The 20,916-nt window shown below is 54.3% G+C and carries 18 protein-coding genes and 1 pseudogene; 10 read left to right on the plus strand and 9 right to left on the minus strand.

The annotated features are described in order from the left end of the window. Positions 1–31 precede the first annotated feature (31 nt). The 4 genes from sutA to glnK all read right to left on the minus strand — a co-directional run bounded on the left by sutA (position 32) and on the right by glnK (position 2,807). Positions 32–355: a transcriptional regulator SutA gene (gene sutA / locus FFH90_RS29730; RefSeq protein ID WP_018927530.1), complete on the minus strand. Its 324-nt coding sequence runs from the start codon at positions 353–355 to the stop codon at positions 32–34. Positions 356–457: 102 nt separating this feature from the next. Further along, positions 458–883 carry a secondary thiamine-phosphate synthase enzyme YjbQ gene (locus tag FFH90_RS29735; protein ID WP_018927529.1) on the minus strand — a complete coding sequence of 142 codons (426 nt, stop codon included), beginning with the start codon at positions 881–883 and terminating at the stop codon, positions 458–460. Positions 884–1,095: 212 nt separating this feature from the next. Beyond that, complete coding sequence (locus tag FFH90_RS29740; RefSeq protein WP_018927528.1) at positions 1,096–2,433, minus strand: ammonium transporter; 1,338 nt, start codon at positions 2,431–2,433, stop codon at positions 1,096–1,098. 35 nt (positions 2,434–2,468) lie between these two features. Further along, positions 2,469–2,807, minus strand: coding sequence for a P-II family nitrogen regulator (gene glnK / locus FFH90_RS29745; RefSeq protein WP_002555808.1), 339 nt, complete (start codon positions 2,805–2,807; stop codon positions 2,469–2,471). Between the two features lie 416 nt (positions 2,808–3,223). Here glnK and FFH90_RS29750 point away from each other — a divergent pair, with 416 nt between their 5' ends. Continuing rightward, on the plus strand, positions 3,224–3,484 hold the full coding sequence (locus FFH90_RS29750; protein WP_008007559.1) for an accessory factor UbiK family protein: 261 nt from the start codon (positions 3,224–3,226) through the stop codon (positions 3,482–3,484). 233 nt (positions 3,485–3,717) lie between these two features. Here FFH90_RS29750 and FFH90_RS29755 read toward each other — a convergent pair whose 3' ends face one another. Then, entirely contained in the window at positions 3,718–3,981 is a 264-nt protein-coding gene (locus FFH90_RS29755) for a HigA family addiction module antitoxin (RefSeq protein ID WP_018927527.1), read from the minus strand. Positions 3,982–4,321: 340 nt separating this feature from the next. On the opposite strand from FFH90_RS29755, the pseudogene FFH90_RS29760 reads away from it, so the two are divergent. Beyond that, positions 4,322–5,167: pseudogene (locus FFH90_RS29760) on the plus strand (YifB family Mg chelatase-like AAA ATPase); the annotation flags it as partial. A gap of 200 nt (positions 5,168–5,367) precedes the next feature. On the opposite strand, the gene FFH90_RS29765 reads toward FFH90_RS29760, so the two are convergent. Genes FFH90_RS29765 through FFH90_RS29775 form a run of 3 tightly spaced genes read right to left on the minus strand, consistent with a single transcriptional unit; the run spans position 5,368 to position 9,241 of the window. Continuing rightward, entirely contained in the window at positions 5,368–6,582 is a 1,215-nt protein-coding gene (locus tag FFH90_RS29765) for a hypothetical protein (protein WP_138866489.1), read from the minus strand. Beyond that, positions 6,579–7,571, minus strand: a complete 993-nt coding sequence (locus FFH90_RS29770; protein ID WP_138866490.1) for a serine protease — start codon at positions 7,569–7,571, stop codon at positions 6,579–6,581. The genes FFH90_RS29765 and FFH90_RS29770 overlap by 4 nt, the downstream gene beginning before the upstream one ends. Continuing rightward, positions 7,568–9,241, minus strand: coding sequence for a caspase family protein (locus FFH90_RS29775; protein WP_138866491.1), 1,674 nt, complete (start codon positions 9,239–9,241; stop codon positions 7,568–7,570). The genes FFH90_RS29770 and FFH90_RS29775 overlap by 4 nt, the downstream gene beginning before the upstream one ends. Before the next feature lie 223 nt (positions 9,242–9,464). Between FFH90_RS29775 and FFH90_RS29780 the strand changes: the two genes are divergently transcribed. From FFH90_RS29780 to FFH90_RS29805, 6 genes are all read left to right on the plus strand, one after another. Further along, a complete protein-coding gene (locus tag FFH90_RS29780; protein ID WP_138866492.1) occupies positions 9,465–9,671 on the plus strand; it encodes a hypothetical protein in 207 nt (68 codons plus the stop codon). A gap of 235 nt (positions 9,672–9,906) precedes the next feature. Continuing rightward, positions 9,907–11,082: a caspase family protein gene (locus FFH90_RS29785; protein WP_168206191.1), complete on the plus strand. Its 1,176-nt coding sequence runs from the start codon at positions 9,907–9,909 to the stop codon at positions 11,080–11,082. A 200-nt stretch (positions 11,083–11,282) separates the two neighbouring features. Beyond that, entirely contained in the window at positions 11,283–12,545 is a 1,263-nt protein-coding gene (locus FFH90_RS29790) for a hypothetical protein (protein WP_138866494.1), read from the plus strand. Then, positions 12,545–13,582 carry a ComEC/Rec2 family competence protein gene (locus FFH90_RS29795; protein WP_138866495.1) on the plus strand — a complete coding sequence of 346 codons (1,038 nt, stop codon included), beginning with the start codon at positions 12,545–12,547 and terminating at the stop codon, positions 13,580–13,582. Before FFH90_RS29790 ends, FFH90_RS29795 begins: the two co-directional genes overlap by 1 nt. Before the next feature lie 384 nt (positions 13,583–13,966). Beyond that, on the plus strand, positions 13,967–15,229 hold the full coding sequence (locus FFH90_RS29800) for a HEPN domain-containing protein (protein WP_138866496.1): 1,263 nt from the start codon (positions 13,967–13,969) through the stop codon (positions 15,227–15,229). Positions 15,230–15,414: 185 nt separating this feature from the next. Then, on the plus strand, positions 15,415–16,284 hold the full coding sequence (locus tag FFH90_RS29805) for a hypothetical protein (protein ID WP_218573879.1): 870 nt from the start codon (positions 15,415–15,417) through the stop codon (positions 16,282–16,284). A 418-nt stretch (positions 16,285–16,702) separates the two neighbouring features. Here FFH90_RS29805 and FFH90_RS30490 read toward each other — a convergent pair whose 3' ends face one another. After that, the gene (locus tag FFH90_RS30490; RefSeq protein WP_256663649.1) at positions 16,703–16,924 is read right to left on the minus strand and encodes a hypothetical protein; all 222 of its coding nucleotides are present in this window, start codon (positions 16,922–16,924) and stop codon (positions 16,703–16,705) included. Between the two features lie 347 nt (positions 16,925–17,271). Here FFH90_RS30490 and FFH90_RS29815 point away from each other — a divergent pair, with 347 nt between their 5' ends. Continuing rightward, on the plus strand, positions 17,272–18,444 hold the full coding sequence (locus tag FFH90_RS29815; RefSeq protein ID WP_256663650.1) for an AAA family ATPase: 1,173 nt from the start codon (positions 17,272–17,274) through the stop codon (positions 18,442–18,444). Continuing rightward, the gene (locus FFH90_RS29820; protein WP_138866497.1) at positions 18,441–20,654 is read left to right on the plus strand and encodes a S8 family peptidase; all 2,214 of its coding nucleotides are present in this window, start codon (positions 18,441–18,443) and stop codon (positions 20,652–20,654) included. Before FFH90_RS29815 ends, FFH90_RS29820 begins: the two co-directional genes overlap by 4 nt. Positions 20,655–20,916 lie beyond the last annotated feature (262 nt).

The raw sequence follows: 20,916 nt of genomic DNA on the forward strand, positions 1-20,916 counted from the left end.
GGGCTTTTTTCAGCAAGCAGGAAGCAGGCGCTTAGATAGGCCGGCTGCCGTACTTGTTATCAGGCTTCTTGGGAGGATCGGCGACCACATTGGCCTCCACTTCCTGCACCTTGCCGCCCCGTGCCAGAAACTCTTCCATGGCCTTGGCCAGGGCATCGCGTTCCTTGTTCTTGGCTTCAACGCTCGGCAGCTCATCGACCGATACCGCTGCCTTGGCTTTGCCTTTGGCAGTCGGAACGGGCACATCACCGCCGTCGTCTTCAGCGACGTCTTCAGCCGCCGCTTCCAGGCCTTCTTCGGTTTCGTCGTCGTCGCCTACTTCGAGGTCGTCGTTTTCCAGATCATCGTCGCTCATGTTCTACCTCATGACTTGCGAAAAGCAGATTAGTTATAGCCCAGCTTTGCCTTCTGTCGAAGGCCGCCGGAAAAAATTCAACCACCGCTGGTGACCAGCGGTTTATTCCCCTTCACCGTGCACGGTGGCGAGGACTTTACGGGCACCGCCATGATCACGGTGCTCGCCCAGATAAACGCCTTGCCAGGTTCCCAACGCCAGTCGGCCTGCCGAGATCGGCAAACTGAGCTGACAGCCAAGTACGCTGGCCTTGAAGTGCGCCGGGAGGTCGTCCTGGCCTTCGTCGTTATGCTCATAGTCGTCCGTTCCTTGTGGGATCAGACGATTGAAAAATCGTTCGAAGTCGCGACGTACCGCCGGATCGGCGTTCTCGTTGATGGTCAACGACGCCGAGGTATGCTGTAGCCACAAATGCAACAGACCGACCCGACACGCCTTGAGTTCAGGCAAGCCGGCGAGTAACTCGTCCGTTACCAGATGAAAGCCCCGGGGCCGTGCCCGCAGGGTAATCAGAGTCTGTTGCCACATACAGTTCTCCGCACGTTCGGGGCGCATTCTAGCGCGCTCTGGGAAAAAACAAAGGCCCTAATATTCCTTCAATCGTGTAAGCCATTGGCCGCAGAAAAACACCCGTTGTAAACGCCCCTGAACGTGTATGAAAAAACCTTTCAGCCTTTCCTTCACTGACAAAATCAAGACAAAAAAATACCCGGCAAGCCGGGCATTTTTTATAGGCGTGCTTACAAGTTGTAGCCGCGTTCGTTGTGCAGCGCCAGATCGATGCCGACTGCTTCTTCTTCCTCGGTGATGCGCAGACCCATGACAGCGTCCAGCACCTTGAGGATGATGAAGGTGACGATCGCGGTGTAGATCACCGTGAAGCCCACGCCTTTGCACTGAATCCAGACTTGAGCCGCGATGTCGGTGACGGTGCCGAAACCACCCAGGGACGGTGCAGCGAACACACCCGTCAGGATCGCGCCGAGGATACCGCCGATACCGTGCACGCCAAAAGCGTCGAGGGAGTCGTCGTAACCCATTTTGCGTTTCAGAGTCGTGGCGCAGAAGAAGCACACCACGCCCGCTGCCAGACCGATGATCATCGAGCCCATCGGGCCAACGGTACCCGCCGCCGGAGTGATCGCAACCAGACCGGCCACCACGCCCGAAGCGATACCCAGTGCGCTCGGTTTACCGTGGGTCAGCCACTCGGCAAACATCCAGCCCAAGGCTGCGGCGGCGGTAGCGATCTGAGTCACCAGCATGGCCATACCGGCAGTGCCGTTGGCTGCGGCAGCGGAACCGGCGTTGAAACCGAACCAGCCAACCCAGAGCATCGCGGCACCCATCAGGGTATAGCCGAGGTTGTGCGGAGCCATCGGGGTGGTTGGGAAGCCTTTACGCTTGCCCAGTACCAGACAGGCGATCAGCCCGGCCACACCGGCGTTGATGTGCACCACGGTGCCGCCTGCGAAGTCGAGCACGCCCCAGTCGCCCAAAAGCGAACCCGGACCGCTCCAGACCATGTGCGCAATCGGCGCGTAAACCAGGGTGAACCAGATCCCCATGAACACCAGCATTGCGGAGAACTTCATCCGCTCGGCGAAAGCACCGACGATCAGCGCGGGGGTGATGATGGCGAAGGTCATCTGATAGGTGACAAACACCGCCTCGGGAAACAGCGCCGCGGGGCCGGTAATACTGGCAGGCGTGATGCCGGCGAGGAATGCCTTGGCGAAGCTGCCGACAAACGAATTGAGGTTGACGACGTTAGCTTCCATACCCGTTGTGTCAAACGCCATGCTGTAGCCGTAAAGGAACCACAGGATGGTGACCAGGCCGGTAATGGCGAAGCATTGCATCATCAACGAAAGAACGTTTTTGGAACGAACCATGCCGCCGTAGAACAGCGCGAGGCCGGGGATGGTCATGAACAGCACAAGGGCTGTCGAGGTCATCATCCAGGCGGTATCGCCGGAATTGAGGACTGGAGGCGCCACCGGATCTGCCGCCATGGCCAGGCCAGGCATTACGATGGACAACAGGGCTCCTAGCCCTGCGAATTTACGCAGAGTCATTTTGTTTTCTCCTGGGGCGTTGGGTTTGTGGCGGCTTAGATTGCGTCGGTATCGGTTTCGCCGGTACGGATGCGAATCGCCTGTTCCAGATTGACCACGAAGATCTTGCCGTCACCGATCTTGCCGGTGTTGGCGGCCTTGGTTATCGCCTCGATAACCCGGTCCAGATCCTTGTCGTCAATGGCGACATCGATCTTCACCTTAGGCAGAAAATCGACCACGTACTCCGCGCCGCGATACAGCTCGGTGTGACCCTTCTGCCGACCGAAGCCTTTGACCTCAGTAACGGTAATGCCCTGCACGCCGATCTCGGACAGCGACTCGCGCACGTCGTCCAGTTTGAACGGCTTGATGATGGCAGTGACTAGCTTCATGAAAACTCTCTCCCGAATTGGTGGACTTGCCCCAGGAAAACAAACCCGACTCAAGTCTAAGCGCAGTGCCTGGCTTTGTAACGCATCGTCGGCTTTACCTGCCCGTCCGACGCCAGCTAACCACTCCGCACGAAACTTCCCCCGTTCCGCTTGGCGCACTGCATTCGTCACAGCGACTGCATCAGTGCATGGGTCACCAGCGACTAAGCAGAAAGCTTGCCATCTATCCAAAAGCCATTGATTTCAAGCCCTTGGCCGCTAACGCAGGCCTCTCCAGCCGATTGACGCCACGGTTACGCACAACAACAGTGCGTGGCTGTCCACTCGCATGCGCGAAAAGCGTGCATCCCAGCCTTCGAGATTGACTATAGACACTGCGTGGTACACTGCCCGCCATTGTTGACAGGACATTTCCCATGCTCGCGCCAAAAGACTTCCTCGACGCCCTGAGCGGCACCGCCTCCCGCCTCTTCAGCGGCGACACCCCACTGCCGAAAAGCGAAATCGAAAGCCAGTTCAAGGCCCTGCTGCAAAGCGGCTTCAGCAAACTGGATCTGGTAAGCCGTGAAGAATTCGACAGCCAGATGGTCGTGCTCGCACGGACACGCGCCCGGTTGGAGAGCCTTGAAGCGAAAGTGGCGGAGCTGGAAGCGAAGCTCAATCCACCCACCGAATAACCCCGCCGGTTCCCATGGCAATGGGATCTACTGTGGGGGCGAGCCTGCTCGCGATTAGAGTCACCACGGTGTTCCAGCCGCCCCGCGCTGGAACAACCACCCCGTAGGAGCTGCCGAAGGCTGCGATCTTTTGATCTTAAGCCCCGCGAACATCCCGGCAACTTCCTCCGCCGCCGTCCGCTCAATGCCTCTTGGTGGAAGCGTGCTTCGCGGGTGATGCAAGCACCCGAAGCTCAACCACGCTCGATTTCGGCCCTGCGCTGATCGTAGGTCGATTGCAGGTTTAGCCAGAGTTCGGGCGTGGTGTTCAGGTAAATGGAAAGCCTCTCGGCAAGATCAGGGCCTACATCGCTCTCCTGCATCACAAGGGCACTCACCTCATCTCCAACCTCATTCAACGAGCTAGCCAAACCAGCCGCCGTAATGCCCATTGGCTCAAGAAACTCCTTTTCAAGGATTTCGCCAGGATGAATCGGCCGCATTCCAGAATTGCTCATCTCCCCTCCTGAGGGCTTGATCAACTGTGATCATAAGCAGCCACCCCGATCCGACAAGAGCGTCCGAGCTCTTTCACCGAAGTCCTTCATCTATCCAGGCCCGGTCCTACAAAAAAACTAGCTCCTCAGTTGATTACGCCCAAATACCAGCCGCGACGTAACCTGTGTAGCAGCTGCCGAAGGCTGGTACAGATTGCGTTACGACTTAACTGACTGGAATCAGCTCGCCCAGCAACATCCTGCGAAAGTTTGGTTACTCCGCCACAACGCTAAATCATCTGCCCACGACTACCCTTCAAAAACCCGCAGGAAGCGGCCCCCGTCAGCTCAAGGAACGACCATGTCCCTATCCATCGTCCACAGCCGCGCCCAAGTCGGCGTGGATGCGCCCGCCGTCACCGTCGAAGTGCATCTGGCCAACGGCTTGCCATCGCTGACCATGGTCGGGCTGCCCGAGGCGGCGGTGAAGGAAAGCAAGGACCGGGTGCGTAGCGCGATCATCAATTCGGGGCTGCAATTTCCAGCGCGGCGCATCACCTTGAATCTCGCACCCGCCGATTTACCGAAGGACGGCGGGCGGTTCGATCTGGCGATTGCCTTGGGGATTCTGTCGGCCAGCGTGCAGGTGCCGACGTTGACGCTGGATGACGTGGAGTGCCTGGGAGAGCTGGCGCTGTCGGGCGCGGTGCGTGCGGTTCGCGGGGTGTTGCCGGCGGCGTTGGCGGCACGCAAGGCCGGGCGCACGCTGGTGGTGCCGCGAGCGAACGCTGAAGAAGCCTGCCTGGCGTCGGGGTTGAAGGTGATTGCGGTGGATCATCTGCTTCAAGCGGTCGCGCATTTCAATGGTCACACGCCCATCGAACCCTACGCTTCCAACGGTTTGCTCTACGCCAGCAAACCCTATCCCGACTTGAATGAAGTTCAGGGACAACTGGCGGCCAAGCGAGCCTTGCTGATTGCAGCGGCGGGGGCTCATAACCTGCTGTTCAGCGGTCCGCCGGGGACAGGAAAAACGTTGTTGGCGAGTCGTCTGCCGGGGCTGTTACCGCCATTGGCCGAGAGTGAAGCACTGGAAGTCGCGGCGATTCAATCGGTCGCCAGTTGTGTGCCGCTGAGTCATTGGCCACAGCGCCCCTTCCGACAGCCCCACCACTCCGCTTCAGGCCCTGCATTGGTGGGCGGCGGCTGTGGGCTTCTGAAATAAATGCGAAATTTTCGAAATAGCTGCGATGAAAAAAAGCCCGCAACGCTGGCGGGCTGATGAGATGGCGATTTTTCCTGTTCTACCGAGGGACTACCCCAGCTCCTACCAGAAAAACTGCTGCGTCTTCGCTAGCGCCTCGGTCATAAGATAAGCCTCATCTTCGCAACCGCGATCGGAAAGTATCAATCTTCCGGTAGGCCCTTGAGCACAGACTGACAACTGCTTTTCAAGCTGCTCGCCGTTCCTTCGACATCGATCCTGGCAATCAGGCTTTTACTGATGTTGCCTTTTGGTGAGCGTGTTGCAGAGTCTGTGACGAAGTATTGGCGCATCGCACTCACGGCTTCTTTGGCCGCCTTGCGCATGGCAGTGGGGTCCTTCGCGTCGGCGCAGTCCTGCAGCTTCTCGCGTGCCGTCAGATAGAAGCCTTCTCGCTTGCTATCGGACTCGTACTGCTTGGTATCTGCCGCCAGTTCATTGGCCTGCCGTACGGGAGGCACTAACTGATTGGCAAGATCTGCATTGGCCGCCGCAATCACCTTCGGATCGCTGAGTAACGACCCCATGAATGCCAGAAATGCCTGTTCACCCTGTGTTTCGCTCATCAGTACGGACAGGGTCAGCGGCTTGTAGGCATCCTTGAGCGTCAGGGTGAACCAAGGCGACTCATAAGGGCTTGTCACTGGGCCATTGACTGAATAGCGGCGAGTGCTCGCCGGTTGCAGCGTGCCAAGCACCAAGGTGGCCCCCGGATTGCTGTCCAGCGTCGGCTTGGTACCCGGCGGGGTGATGGCAAAGAATAGGGCGATATTGCGCTCCTTGCCCGGGCGCAGGAATCGGGTGTCGATTGGTGTCAGGTAGGTGGCGATGGCAGGTCGAATGGCAAACGAAGTCAGGTCTTGCGAGGGCACAATTTGCGCTTCGAAAAGAAAGTCCGGCATCCCGGTAAGGAATAGTCCACGCGCATCGAGTTCAGCCTTGGTATTGCTCGGCCAGCCGGAGTTGCCAGGCGGGCTCCATGCCGTCTGCCCCGGCCCCTCGGTGAAGAACTGACCGCGCACTACCTGTATGCATTGCGGAAATGCACTCGCGGTGGCCTGGAAGTTTCGTGCGCCCTGTGTAGTCCAGGTCTTGGCCTCCCCGGCCGCGGTCGCCGCCCGTCCCAGGTAGTTGACACCCTGGCTGATGAGGGCTGTGGCCAGAGCGGTCATCAGTTCCTTGTTGCCCTCTTCTGTTGTCTTTGCTGTTGGCGCCGGTCTGACAACCATACAGTCGCCGATCGCCACCTGCAGCCCGGCTACCGGGCCGGCCGGTGTGAACTCCTGCTCCGCCTGATGCGAGCAGCCTGCCAGCAACAGCGCGCCGCCGAGCAACGTTACAGCGTTTCTTGCCTTCATCGTCTTGCTCCTTGTTGTTCTGAGAACGGCACTGCTCTTTCTGCTCCTGCGTGCTCGACCACGCTGAAGGTCGGTGAGGTGCAGGACGCCTTGCCTTGCTGGCAATCGGCGACCCACGCGCTGTAACGCGCGACCCTCGTGTACACACCCGGCCGCTCCTTTATCGCGCAGCCATCTCCCCAGCTGACAATGCCAGCTAGGTAGCGCTTGCCAGCCAGCCTCAGGGTCAAAGGTCCGCCGCTGTCACCCTGGCAGGAGTCCTTGGGTTCGAGCTTATCGGCGAAACCGGCACAAACCATGTAGTCGGTGATCCGCCCCTTGTAGGCGACACGATCGTTGCAATTGCGGTTGGAGACTATCTTCAGGTCGACGAAACGCAGCTGGCGCACCCCGTACTCGTCGCCGGCGCCAAGTACCCCCCACCCCGTCACCCTGGCGGTCGCCTGACCGGCCAAGGCTTTCGCCTCGTCCTCCATCGGCAGCGTGGCAATAGCCGCAGTGAATCTACCTGCAGCTGACGAGGCCAACTCCAGCAGAGCCAGGTCATGGCGCGGCGGTTTGCCCGAAAGGTAAAGGGGGTGCAGAATGATCCGACGCACTTCGACACGCCGGGCGCCGCCGTTCGGTCCAACGTCTGTCGCGCCGACCAGCACACTAACCTGGGCTGGCCGGGTGTTGTCGTCGACACAATGAGCAGCCGTCAGCACCCAGGTATCTGCGACCAGCACACCGCCGCAGAACGGGCGGCGATCCGGACCGAAGTTGTCGCCGCCAATCAACGCGACCTGCCACGGATCATCACCGAGCCTGGCTTCCTCGCCACCGACTATTTTCGGCTCCAGCAACTGGACCCCGTAGCGATCGAGTAGATAAAGGTTGCGCAGCGGTTCGGAGCCACTGACCTGTGCCGGCCAGGTCCACGGATCGGCTCGCGACGCGCTGCTGGCGCACAGCAGTAGGAATGCCGCAAGCAACAGTCGAGCATTCATAGCGCGCCCTCCTTCATCAGGCTGATAGTCACGGTGTCCATCGGCACATCGGGGCTGGCCAGACGCAGCGCCAGGTGCGAACGGGCCACCCCTTGCGCCTCGATCAGCGCACGAATGCGCAGCCCCTGCAGCAATGCGATCCGCGAAGCCTGGGTAGGGTTTGGGTTGGTGATCGAGCCCACCTTGATCTCGATGCTGGAACGGCCTTGTTCCAGAGACCCACGCCAGCGCTCAAGCATTGCCAGATCGCCCGAAGCCGGCAGCTCACTGGCGGCAAGACTGATGACCTCGACAGGTTTGTTCTGTGCCGAGACGCTACCGACATAGCCAATCTGGCCGTCTTCCAGCATGACCTGCGCCCAGCCGCGAGGTGTCTTGCCATGCAGGACCTCGACCTGCTGCCCCCGCTTGAGACCGCCAAGCACCCGGGAATTCCCGCCTCTGGGCAGATCCCTGACATTGACGTCGTAACGGGCGAAGGCCTTGGTGTTGAAGCGGTCTTTCACTGCGGGGGTCTTGAGAGATCCATTTAACAGTCCGACATCTCGCTCGCTACTGACCACGGAACGCGAGAACGCCTCGTGAGTGGCCTGCAACAGCGATAGGCGTTTGCGCGCAGCTGCGGTAAATGGCCCGGCCGGGTAGTAGTCGACAAATTCATTGAGGAAATAGATCAGCTCGTCGTCGGATGTACTGGCGACAGCACGAATCCAGGTTTCCAGCTCTTCCTTGGCCAGGTTCTGATTGTCCATGAACATGATTTCGCCGGCGTTGGAGCTGGCGATCAGCGGCTCCTGCCGATTCGCGGTCAAACGTATAACAACACCGCTGGTTCGATTGAACACTGAAGATGCAGGCTTGTTCTCTGTGGTCAGCACTTGCAGCAGGCTGCGTGTGAAGATACTGCCCATTTTCGGCTCATCGCCGATGAGCAAGCTGTACGATGGTCGGCCAGCCTGCGCGGCAAACACCACCAGGAACCCTTTTGGGGTCTGCTGTGGCGGCGTCTTTAGCGGCAGGTACTGATTGCTGGCAATGGCTTGCATAGGCGGCGCAGGTATTGGCTTTTTGGGATCGAGGTATTCCTCATCGGCTACCGGCGCGGAAAACGGATTGCTCCGGCAAGCATCGAGGATGATCACCGTGATGCCTGCACCCGTGCCCTGAATCTCGTTTATCAGGTAGGGCAAGCTGATATAGGTCGAGGTCTCGTCGCCCGGCCGGCTGAGCTCGGCATCTGCCGGTACCAGGTAATTGATGCCACCGAGTTCGATGCCATGACCGCTGTAGTACACCAGGGCGATGTCTCCAGGGCGCAGGCTATCCCTGAAATTTTCGAATCGCTCCAGAAGCTCATCTCGGCTCAGATCGTTGCCCGATAGTTGCGTCACCGCCATTTGCGGATCAAGCCGCTTCAGCGCATCGGACACCAGTTCGGCATCGTACAGCGGCGTGCTCAGCGGGTTGGCGTGCTTGTAGACGCTGATGCCCACCACCAGCGCGCGCTTGACCGGCGCCACCCGCTCCTGGGCCCAGGCCGGTAGGCTTGCCAATTCCGGAACAGCGGGGATCTGCAGATCGGCAAGCGCAGCACTCCCATACAGGGCCACGCCCACAAACCATAGAAACGGCCCGGCATGTTTCCTTGCGCAATGAAAAAAGGTTGTCATTTCACCCCTCCGTGGCCCAACCCAGCTCTGACTCAAAGCAAGATTAGCCACTAAATAGCCAGCAACCAGGAATGAATAGAATATTTAGCACTTGAATCAATTGCGTACTCAGCAGCGCCCGCCGCACTTTTAACCTCTGCCAGTGCCGCTTTGTATCCATCATTCGGATGGCCTGGCGTAGCCGCCGTGCTAACCTCAAAGGGTGCGAGTTGGAGACTGAGCAATGAGTGAATTTATCCAGCCGGAGAGTAGCTTCGCTGAAATAATGAACCGGAAGCGGGAGAGACTCGAGGCGCTGCTGCACGCTATTAATCTCGCATCACCTGGTGATCTTGAAGCAGCAGCTGAACGCATTAAGAAAGTGATGCGCGAGTCGAAGGGGGAACAGCGCCGCCAACGTATTAGCCCCCCTGCATTTTCCATCAAGTAATGGCTTCGGCCACCAATCCTCTTGATGAGGGTGGCTACTCTCTAAAGCAGCTTGCCAAAGTAAGCCGAAGCACGAGCTTTCTAAGCTGCTGAGATCACCAAGATTCATACGTCGTGCCACTTGACTCACACGCCGGCTACCGTAATCTCACATTGATATCATATAGCAGCCTGAGTAAACCTAATGCAGAGCGAAAAGGAATTTTCTGACGGAATTAGAGATGGAGTTTGATCGAATGTCAGAACAAACGCCGAGAGACGAGGAGCTTGAGCCTGTCGGGCCAGATTGCGTTGTGTACTCTGAAGAGGGCGAAGGCCCACGCACGCACGTGCTAATCGTTGGGGTGGGGCACTATCCATACTTTATTGACGGACCTCGGGAATCTCCGGGAGCTGAGTTAAGCCAACTCACCTCCCCATCCCCTTCGGCAAGGGCTCTCGCGAACTGGTTCATTGATGAATACCGCTATCCACCCGCTCCTCTTGGCAGCGTAGCGCTGCTGGTAAGTGAGGAAATACCTACACCGTTCCTCACACCTTCAGGCGCTCGCCAATTACTAGACCCTGATTACAACAATTTCTCGGTGTCGGTAGAGCATTGGTTTGATCGTGGAAATACCGATGAAAATAATCGGTTAATTTTTATGTTTTGTGGACATGGTTACGGCTTTGCGCAGGAGTCGTCGCTTTTAATGTCCGATTTCGACTTCTCCCGCCAAGCACGATGGGATAGTGCACTAGACCTTGGAAAATTCGTGCTTGGAATGGCCAAGTGTGCTGCGGCAGAACAACTTTACTTTATCGATGCGTGCCGACGCCCCCACGGAGACCTAGTATCGCCTGGAGCCGTAGCGGGACGCACACCCATACACGTAATCGCAGATCCGCGCGCGAACTACCAATCAAAAGTTAACACACCTCTCTTTTTCGCTACTGGCAATGACGAACCTGCCTTGAGTCGTGCAAATAACGTCAGTATTTTCACTACAGCTTTCTTGAAAGCGATGCGCGGGATGGCCGCCCGGGATGATAGCGGTGAATGGAGCGTCAACAACTACTCTCTACTAGAAGCTATGGCACACATCTCTGATCGACTGACAAATGAGTTCTTCTCCAATCCACAGCAACCACAGGGCGGACAAGCACGGGCCTTTGTCCTTCATTGCCTCCCTAAAGACCCTATTTCTCCGGTCTATCTATACCGAGATGGGGGTACCCCCTGCGGCCCTGGTGACCTTCACTACTCAGTTGGCGGCAAGCCGTTATCACGCTCTTGCACCCATGATGAAATTGAAATTGAGCTGGAACTCCCGTTTGGAAAATACGACTTCACACTCGTGCATAACGGCAGTCGAATAGCGAGTGTAAAGCAGGAAGCTCGTCCGACTTGGAAGAGAGCGAGGTTACTTTAATGCGTAATCGTCAAGGAAAGGTACTTGTTCGCGTCGAAACATCTGGCGACACAGCTATCAAGTATGGAGTTCCGGTGCAGTTTCGACCGACTCTAGAAGACCCTGAGTCTGGCCGACGTACTGACCAGTCTCGCCCTCGAATAACTGTCATAGCCCCCATATCTGTAGACCCGCGCGACTCAGCCTCAGCGAGACTAAAGGTGGGTGACTATGATGTCGAGGCGACGCTTCCTTCGGGGGAGACCTTGATCGATGAGATTACTATCAAGCCCAACGAAGAACACGATATTATATTGCGTGGCATAGCGAAATTGGACCGGCCCGACTTCACATTTACAGGCTTCTCGTCGAGAAGTTTGAGGTCTCTAGACTTTGGAAAGCACCTGAGCTATCGACCGAGTTCGCCAGACTTAACGGTTACGATCGGCGTTGTTGCGGAGTCGCAAAGCGCAAACATACCACAATCGTTCAACCCCGCAAGTTGGGATGACTGGTATGATTATTTTTTGGATCGATACGAAAATAGAGAAAAAAACGTTAACTCAACAATTTCTCTTTCTGGCGACTCGCTTGGATTGTCTGTTATAACTGAAGGTACTGTTTTCTCATCATCACAACGTATCAAAATATCCCAGGAGAGTCGCCCGTATATTGACAGAACTGCCATTGGGGGGAAAAGGCTCTGCGCCTCTATTACGGGAGAGTTTGGGTCTCGCATAATCTCACTACCTTGGCCGTGGGACTGGAACCACTCAGAACGCGCTCTATTCGAGATCATAGTTCAGCAAGACAAAAATCAACTAAAATTTACTCCAAACTTAATTGATGGGCGATGGGGTAGCTTATTATCCTACATGAATAGCGGCCGCATTCATCTTGCAGCGGAGATCTTAAAGCAGGCTGAGGAAGCGCTATTTGAAAAAATGGAGAACCCGCTGGCTGCAGCGATGGGTGGGTACATCTTAATGTCCACTCAAGAGGGAGAAGATTCAGACGATTGGCCAAGGTGGCTTAACAACCTCGCTGAGCGATTCCCTAACTTACCTGACGGTGCAATACTTCGTGCACGCTGGCTAGTACGCAAAGGCGGGCGTGAAAACATTGCGGAAGCGCATGAACTGATTTACGAGTCAATCTCTCGTGGGATTCCATTCTTCACAACAGGTGTAATCTGGTTGGTTGACTGCCTTGAGCAAACATCGATCGATTGCCCCATATGTATAGAAATGCTGAAAAAAATTCGAGGAGTTGCTCGCTCTATGGACTTGAGCCAAGCCTTTACCTCATTCACCATTATACAAAAACGCGGACATGGCTCTTCCTATACGCCCGAAGGCTACAAACCTAACAGCTCAATAGCGCTAAAGATAAGCTCGAATACTACGCAGTTCCTAAGCAGACAAGAAGTATTTACTGACCTAAACATAAAACATCCACTTGTGCTGCCACTGCTGAGAAACTAATGTTTAAACTAGAATCTCTGCCTGCATACGAGGGTGACTGTCTTATCCTGAGTTGGGGAGAAGGCTCCATCCATAGAATACTGATTGATGGCGGCCGATCACAAACAGCGAGCAAGGTGCTCAATTACGCAAAAACTCACAACTTGAATAGAGGAGCATTTGAGCTCTTCATCGTCACACACATCGATCGAGACCATATAGAAGGCGCCGTTGAATTACTCAAGAACAAGGACTTTCGCGAATTAATAAAGGAAATATGGTTCAATGATCGAAGCAACCTCAACTACACTCCAGAAAAATCAGAATTTGAGATATTTGGAGCATTAGATGGCGAGCGACTAACAAACCTAATCAGAGATCACCAAATCCCTAAAAACCTGTGCTTCCAAAAAAAACCAATCGCGGTCTTGGGGGATACACTACCGACAATAACGTTAACAGGCGGTTTGACCTTAACCGTCTTATCGCCTGATATCCAGCAGCTTGAAGCACTTGCAAAGCCTTGGGACGACACTATAGACAAGGCCCCAGACGGTTGGGAGCATTTGGGCGGATCTACGCCAATAGATTTAAGCTTTCTCGCAAAGTCACGCTTTAAAAGCGACACAACCAAACCCAATGGCTCCAGCATAGCTATTGCCGCAGAATACCAAGGGGAGCACGTTCTCCTAACGGGCGACGCTCACGTTAAACGCCTTATTGAGTCACTACGACTTTACCAACTCAAGCACCCTCAGCTTACTGGATTTTCAGTTGTAAAAGCGTCACATCATGGTAGCCAGGGAAATACTTCAAATGAACTGGTTGAAACCTTGAAATGCCGCAACTGGGTATTTTCCACCAATGGAAACTACTTCAAGCACCCGGACCAAGAGGCAATTGCCAGGATAATAACTCGATCCCCAAAAAACACAAATTTATACTTTAATTACGAAACAAAATTTACGACACCATGGCGTACATCTGAAAACAACTTATATAAATTCAATACCTATTACGGTGCAGATGGGTATATAGCTGTCGATATTCTGCCTTAGCTTTCCCATACTGACAAAACATAGAGGCTTTAGCTCCGACCTAATGACTCCGAGCCCCGCACTCTACCTTTTAAGTGCAGGATTTCAAAATAAATGTGACACGCTTGTCCTTGCATTCGTGCCGCTACGTTGTTCGTACCAAGGCCAATGCGGAGGAAGCTTGCCGAGCGTCTGGACTACGGGTAAACACCGCCAATGATCTGCGCGAACTAGTGGCCCAGCGGGGTTATAGATACATCGGCTGGCTGAACGCATGTGCCCCAGTCTGTTTGTGGCCTGGAGCGCTCATAAGAAGTTTGCCTGGTAAGGCTCGCCACTAAGCCTACAGCTAAAAGCTAAAAATCAAGCACTCGATTGCTAATTGTGAAATTTTGAGGTGGGTACATGGAGCGTGAGTTATTGAAGGCTAAGCCTGTGGTTCGTCGACTTAAGTATCTTATGGAGCAATATGTCAAAGACCTGAACCGTAGCGACCAAGAAGAATACCCTGGATCGTACTCGATATTTGAATATGATGAACCGCTGTACCGTGCTTTATTCGAAACCGAGTACGCCAATACACATCTTGATTGCGAGTTCTTTAACTCAACCTTGCACTACATGATAGTCGGACACAAACTCAGAGACCCTGAGGAGATATTCAATGGCCTCCTTAAATACATACAGGACACAACTCACACTCGCGACTGGGTTTCAATATTCCCGCTTAGATTTAACAGATTCCTGAGTCGGGGCCCAAGCGTAAAAGGCATATCGCATATTGGCCGATTCAAGCTTGTTGAAGCGAGAGGCGGGCACTCTGAGCTGAAAACCTTCCTAAAAGAAGAATTTGGTTTTGAGAAACTTTGCGATGAGAGCTATTCCTATATGACTTTTGAAAAATATAGTGATGGCGCGTTGAAAAATGACGCTTTCCTAGCTTTTGAAGTTTATGGATCCGAAGAAAGCAGGAACTACTCATCCATTCAAAAGTTCAATTATTTTTGCAGAGTGTTCGAGATTTTTTCAGTTCTTTCAGGCTCACCAAATTTTATAGCGCCTTCGAGCACCAAGAATATCCATCACGCGTTTTTTGTTAACAGAAATGCAGGCACTATAGATTATCACCCACTGACGCAGCCGTCGCGCTTAGAGTTTCAGTACTCGGAAAGATTCCGTGACTTTTCAAAAGAAAATGATTTTGAATTTTTCTCAAATAGGATTTTCTACGCTGCTGACAAAGTGTTTGCAAGGATACGCAGCGCCATGTATTTTTTTTCAAAGGGCTTAAATGGTAGAGATCATGTTATGAGTTTCCTATCTTACATAATTGCTATTGAGTCTTTATTCTCGAGTTCTGACAAGGGCAAAATTAAAGAAACTCTAGCTTGCTATATATCAAAACTATGCTACATGAAAAATGAGCAAGAAAAATATAGCAATTTAGTCAAAGATCTCTACAAACAGAGGTCTGATATTGTTCATCACGGCAAATTCGATCTGAGGGGTGAGGCCTTGGAGCAAGCAAGGGATATCGCAGCTACTGCTATTCTTGAATGCTTTAAGCTTCATAGAGATTTGCTGATGGAGGAAGAGCGTGCGAATTTAGAAACGAGATTTTTTAAGCATTTGAAATCTTTGTCTCAAGTAGAAACGGAGGCTGGCTAAATTACACAAATGTTCGCGCGATCGGTATTTCATCCTAGAAAGTGCCGGTCAGATACCTTCATGACGCGCAAGGACGCCCCCTAAGACTTTGGAAAACTAACTGAAGGAGCAGCGCTAGGCGAATTCCTTGATTATCATTAGCCATCATCTACAGTTGGGTTACCCAGTTCTGATGAGAGCGCATCGTGCCCAGTCTCGACAACCACATTATGGGGGCCTTGAGCCACTATCGAGCGCTGATATCGAACCATTTCGAGTGCCCCATCCTTGCGTATACGGGACCTATTCATCCCGCCGTGCTTGGGACGTACGTTCACGCGATTGAAACGGTCGTAGGACAGGTTCAAACGAATAGTCATGTTCCAGGCCGTATCTGCATTGTGCTCGCCACACCAGGCGGTGTCGTGGAGGCAGTGGAGAAGATGGTAGAGGTCACTCGCCATCATTTTTCTGAGGTTTTTTTTGTCGTCGCCACTGCGGCTATGTCTGCAGGAACTATCTTTTGCATGTCTGGTGACAGGATCTACATGGATTACACGTCGTCTCTTGGACCTATCGACCCCCAAGTGCCTCTTGAAAACGGTCAGCTTGTTCCTGCCCTGGGTTACATAGACAAAGTTAACGAACTAATTGAAAAATCAGCACAGAATCGAATGACGGACGCTGAGCTTGTAATGCTTCAGAGGCTCGATTTGGCAACCTTACGAAGGTATGAGCAAGCCAGGGATCTGTCGGTGAACCTGCTGAAGCAGTGGCTGGTAAAATACAAGTTCAAAGACTGGACGCAACACCAATGCACAAATCCTGGCTCAGTGGTCACCCCTGAGGAGAAAGAGGCGCGGGCTGAGCAGATTGCCAGAGATCTTAGCGACAACAATCGGTGGCATTCTCACGGCAGAATGATCGGAATCAACACCTTGACCGGCAGTCTAAAACTCAAGATCGAAGACTATACTGACGACGCAGCGCTCAGGCAGAATCTGCGGGTTTACTCAGAACTCTTGGCTGAACACACAGAACGGCAGCAGTCAGCTTTCATGCTCCACTACAATTGATCGCCACGAGGTTGGACTATGACACTCGACAAACGTATAGCGGATGTCCTAGCACGAGAGCTCGCGCATAGGCCGGCAGAACGCGCTCAACGACTAGCGGAAGCGAATGACCGATTTGATCGATTGGTAAAAGCGGGGGCTGTCCATCCAGACAGATATAATTTGGCTCCTATCAACCCAATCTCAATGTATTCCGGGATCATCACTGAGTGATGTAGTTGAGTTCCGATTCCGTGGAGCGCGGTGTCGATTTTTTATCTATACGCGATTTGCCCATACATCATGCTGCCTTCGCCGCCCGCCACTTGAGCGCCGTGGGGGGGGGGGGGACAAGGTCGGCCAGCAAGGTCAACATCTGCACTGACCGCTAAGCCACTAAGATCACTCTGAAGGCCCAGCCAGGGCTTCGCGTGTTTTTTCAACGCTTAGGCTTGAGCCTTGTGAATACCTTTTTCAGAGGCCGCCAGTTTGCATTGATCCATGTGGTAACCGTCCCGCGGCCCGGAGCAGTCGACTTGTATTGCTCTTTCAGCATCCACTCGACGTACAAACGATCCTCAATCGAAATATCTTTACCTTTGCCGTAAACAACGCTTTTCACGTCCTCCGAAAAACGCAAGCCATTCAGGTAACGAAGCATCTCGTAACCCTCCCTCCTGCTGAGATGGTGCGAGTCGTCCTCAATAAGCTTGGGATTGTCACCAGGTGAAGCACTCCAATCGTACTCGTATCGCAGGTCAGATCGTTCTAGCAACGGAATAGTCAACTCCTTGGTCACCCACAACCAGGGCGATATCAATATGGCATCCCCCTACGGAATATCAAGACCTCAAACGCCCCGCCTCTCTACCCCCATTCGTCAGCTACACCCAGAGCCCAGCTCAGCATTTCCGTCAGCCAGCGGACGAAGCCTACGCAGCCGTGCTATAATCTAGCCCACTTTCATACAATTAAATATCCCTTTAAAATCAGCCAATTATGATGACTATGGAAGAATTGACGAAAGTAAAATCAGATTTAGCCCAGGTTGCCCGATTGGCCCTGAGTGAAAAAACTGATGATGTCAGGCTCTTCGTCGCCCGGCTCGTCAGGCAGTATCGAAACAGCGAACCAAGCTTGGCGGAGCAGCTCGATAATTACCTGCGCACGATTGCACCTAGCGGATCGTCTACCTTTATGCGCCGAGAAAACCCCTCTACCAAAACGGAGGGTAGCGCCCACGCTCCGGTCGATGATGAGTCCCGCTTGTCGCTACTCAAAATCTTCAACGATGGGCCGGAATATCCTGCACCGTTACTGGCAGCCTCCGTTGTTGATCCTCTTGCTCAACTCATTAAAGAGCGGAAGCAGATCAAGAAACTAGCAGCTCTGGGTCTCCACCCCACGAAATCATCAGTTTTTGTGGGTGCGCCGGGTGTTGGAAAAACGATTACGGCACGCTGGATTGCCGCTCAACTTGGTGTACCGCTGTTTGTCCTTGATCTGACCACTGTGATGAGCAGCTTGCTGGGCAAGAGTGGCGCGAACATAAGAGCGGCTCTTGATTACGCGAAGCGAACCCCTTCTGTGCTGTTTCTCGACGAGATCGATGCAATTGCCAAACGTCGCAGCGATGAAAGCGACATCGGCGAACTGAAGCGGCTTGTGACGGTGATTTTGCAAGAGGTGGACGAGTGGCCTTCAACAGGCCTGCTACTGGCTGCAACCAACCACCCCGAACTCATCGACCCCGCTCTATGGCGCCGCTTCGATCTCATAGTCGAGTTCAAGTCGCCTGACGCACAAACGGTCGAAATCGCGATCCGGCGCTTTCTCGGGCCCGACCTACACAAATTTGAGAAATGGATCGAGATACTTTCGTACGCCTTCCAAAATCAATCCTTTAGTGATATTGAGCGTGAGATACAGCGCTTTCGCCGCACGCTGGCTCTGGGTGGCGGCAGTCCGCAAAAATTGATTGAAGATCTGGCAGGTCAAAAAGCGGCCGCTTTGGGCCGAGTAGAGCTGATCGAGTTTGCCGTATTACTGGACAGCCAAACCTCTCTATCCCAGCGTGCGATCCATGAAATCACCGGGGTCAGCAGAGATACCATTCGCAAGCATCGAAAGGCAGAGACCGCCCCTGCTAAACGAGCATCAAGGACGAGAACCACTGCATGAACCAAACGAATTTTCTCATTGGTCGTGGCGAACTTCTGACACGGGACATTAAGGGCCCGAAGAGGAAAATGGATAAGGCTGAAGCATACACGCTAGAGCGTGCGCGCGAGCGGCTGACGGGGCAGGCGAAGGTCGCGTCGGTATCGCTGAACGAGCTTCCTCCAATTGCCTGTCCGCATGACTTTGGCGTTGCTCGACTCATTCTGAATCCAAGCTATATTGCTCGTTCGTTCTTCCCGACTGATTTGCTACGCGCAACCGGGCTTGAATCCATCGGGAGCAGGCGAGTCAGGGTCACCCCTGAAAGCTGGACTCGCAAGATAGCGCCACATGAGTGCTCGACCACTGAGATTTTCGTTGCAGGCAAGCGCAATGCTTTTCGGGCATTGAGCAACTGGATGAACGAAGTTGAAGAAGACTCTGAAGAGGCCGACGACCTCACTCATATCGAGAACATCCTCGCCTTTGAGCCAAGCGAACGGATCGTCAATGCTGGGACGAAGAACGACAAGTACTACGAGTTCGGAATCCACTTGCTGCCGGACAAGGACAGCACGTTCATCCAAGAGTCATTCATAGATTACGCTTCAGGCTTGGGCCTGATCGTCCACAGTGAGCTCAGTTTCGAAGTGGGCAACCTGTGGTTCGTGCCTGTAGAAGGCGAACAAAGCAAGGCCCTTCAACTGGCGCAGTTCGTCTTCGTCCGAGTGATCCGCCCGGTTCCCAAGATGCGCGGACTGCTGCCGGCCACCAAGCGAGGCGGTCCTTCCGTCGATTGCACGCTTCCCACTCAGGCCCCTCTCTCGGCCGACCCAAGGGTTGCTATTCTCGACGCTGGCCTGCCTGAAGATCACACCATTGGAAAATGGCTGCGAAGCTACCGGGTGCTGGATGAAAATGCCGGCGATGATCCCGAAGGGCCGGAACACGGACTTGCAGCAACCTCAGCATTCCTCTTTGGACCAATCGAGCCTGAAGGCACTGCATCCCGTCCTTACTCTTACGTTGACCACCTGCGCGTTCTCGACGAAGGGGCCAGCCTCGAAAATCCCTTGGAGCTTTATCGCACCCTTGGACATATCGAAGAGGTTTTGCTTTCACGGCAATATGAGTTCATCAACCTCAGTGTTGGCCCCGATGTGGCCATCGAAGATAACGATGTGCATGCCTGGACATCGGTAATCGACGACTTGCTTAGCGATGGCAACACGTTCATGACCATCGCTGCGGGCAACAACGGGACGAGGGATTCGATCGTTCAACTTGATCGCGTGCAGGTCCCTTCGGATTGCGTGAACGCGATCACGGTGGGTGCGGCCAATTGTACAAGCTCTTCCTGGGCTCGGGCGCCGTATAGCGCCAGGGGACCAGGACGTAGCCCCGGCGTCATCAAACCGGATCTCATGGCATTCGGCGGCGGTAAACAGTACTTCCACGCACTGATCCCAGGCAAAAAACCCTCACTGGTTCCGTTGCTGGGGACTAGTTTTGCAGCCCCATACATCCTCCGTAGTGCCGTCGGCGTCCGGGCTGTATTGGGTCAGGAGCTATCCCCCTTAGCGATCAAGGCGCTGCTGGTTCACGCTGCGCAAAAGAACGGGCACGAACCGATAGACGTTGGCTGGGGGAAAGTCCCAGAAGACCTTATGGAGATCATTACCTGCCCACCAGGAGTGGCGAGGATCGTCTACCAAGGTGAGTTGAAACCGGGTAAGTACATCCGCGCACCTATCCCACTCCCCGGAGGCTCCCTCAGCGGTATGGTTACCCTGAAGGCCACATTCTCCTTCGCGTGCGGCACTGACCCTCAAGATTCAGCCTCGTACACGCGAGCCGGCCTTGAGGTGACCTTCCGCCCCAACAAGGACAAAGTCGAAGAGGGCAAGAACAACGCCGCTACAAAATCTTTCTTTGAGAAAAAGAAATTTGCCACCGAGGAGGAACGCCGTTCGGATTCGGGGAAGTGGGAAACCGTTCTCCATGACTCTAAGAGGATGCGTGGAACTACGTTGAACAATGCAACGTTCGACATCCATTACAACGCGCGGGAAAAGGGAGGCACCGCCGACAAGGCTGAGAAGATCAGGTATGCGCTGATCATCACCGTGGAGGCCCCAAAGCATCCAGATCTGTATGCGGACATTCTGAAAGCCTACGCCGATACGCTAGTGCCGATCCAGCCCCAGGTCTCGCTGCCTGTGCGTGTGTAGAACGCCGACACTGGATCTCTCAATTGAACGGATGGAAAGGTATATTGTTTTAAGAAAGCCGCTCGGCACGGGCAAATTGATCAGGCGCTCCGCATCAGCCGGTTCGCCGGGTCTCGCCACACTCGCTGTCGAGCGCGTCCCGCGCCACGCCTTGTCGGATCTGAGCAGAGACCCCGAGGTTCTGGCAGTAACACCACCGATGGCCACAGCACTGATCCGTCCGGTTCAGGGCTCCAGTGCTCAGCACTTCGACCGGCGACGC

The organism is Pseudomonas sp. ATCC 43928 (genome assembly GCF_005938665.2).
Taxonomy (GTDB): Bacteria; Pseudomonadota; Gammaproteobacteria; order Pseudomonadales; family Pseudomonadaceae; genus Aquipseudomonas.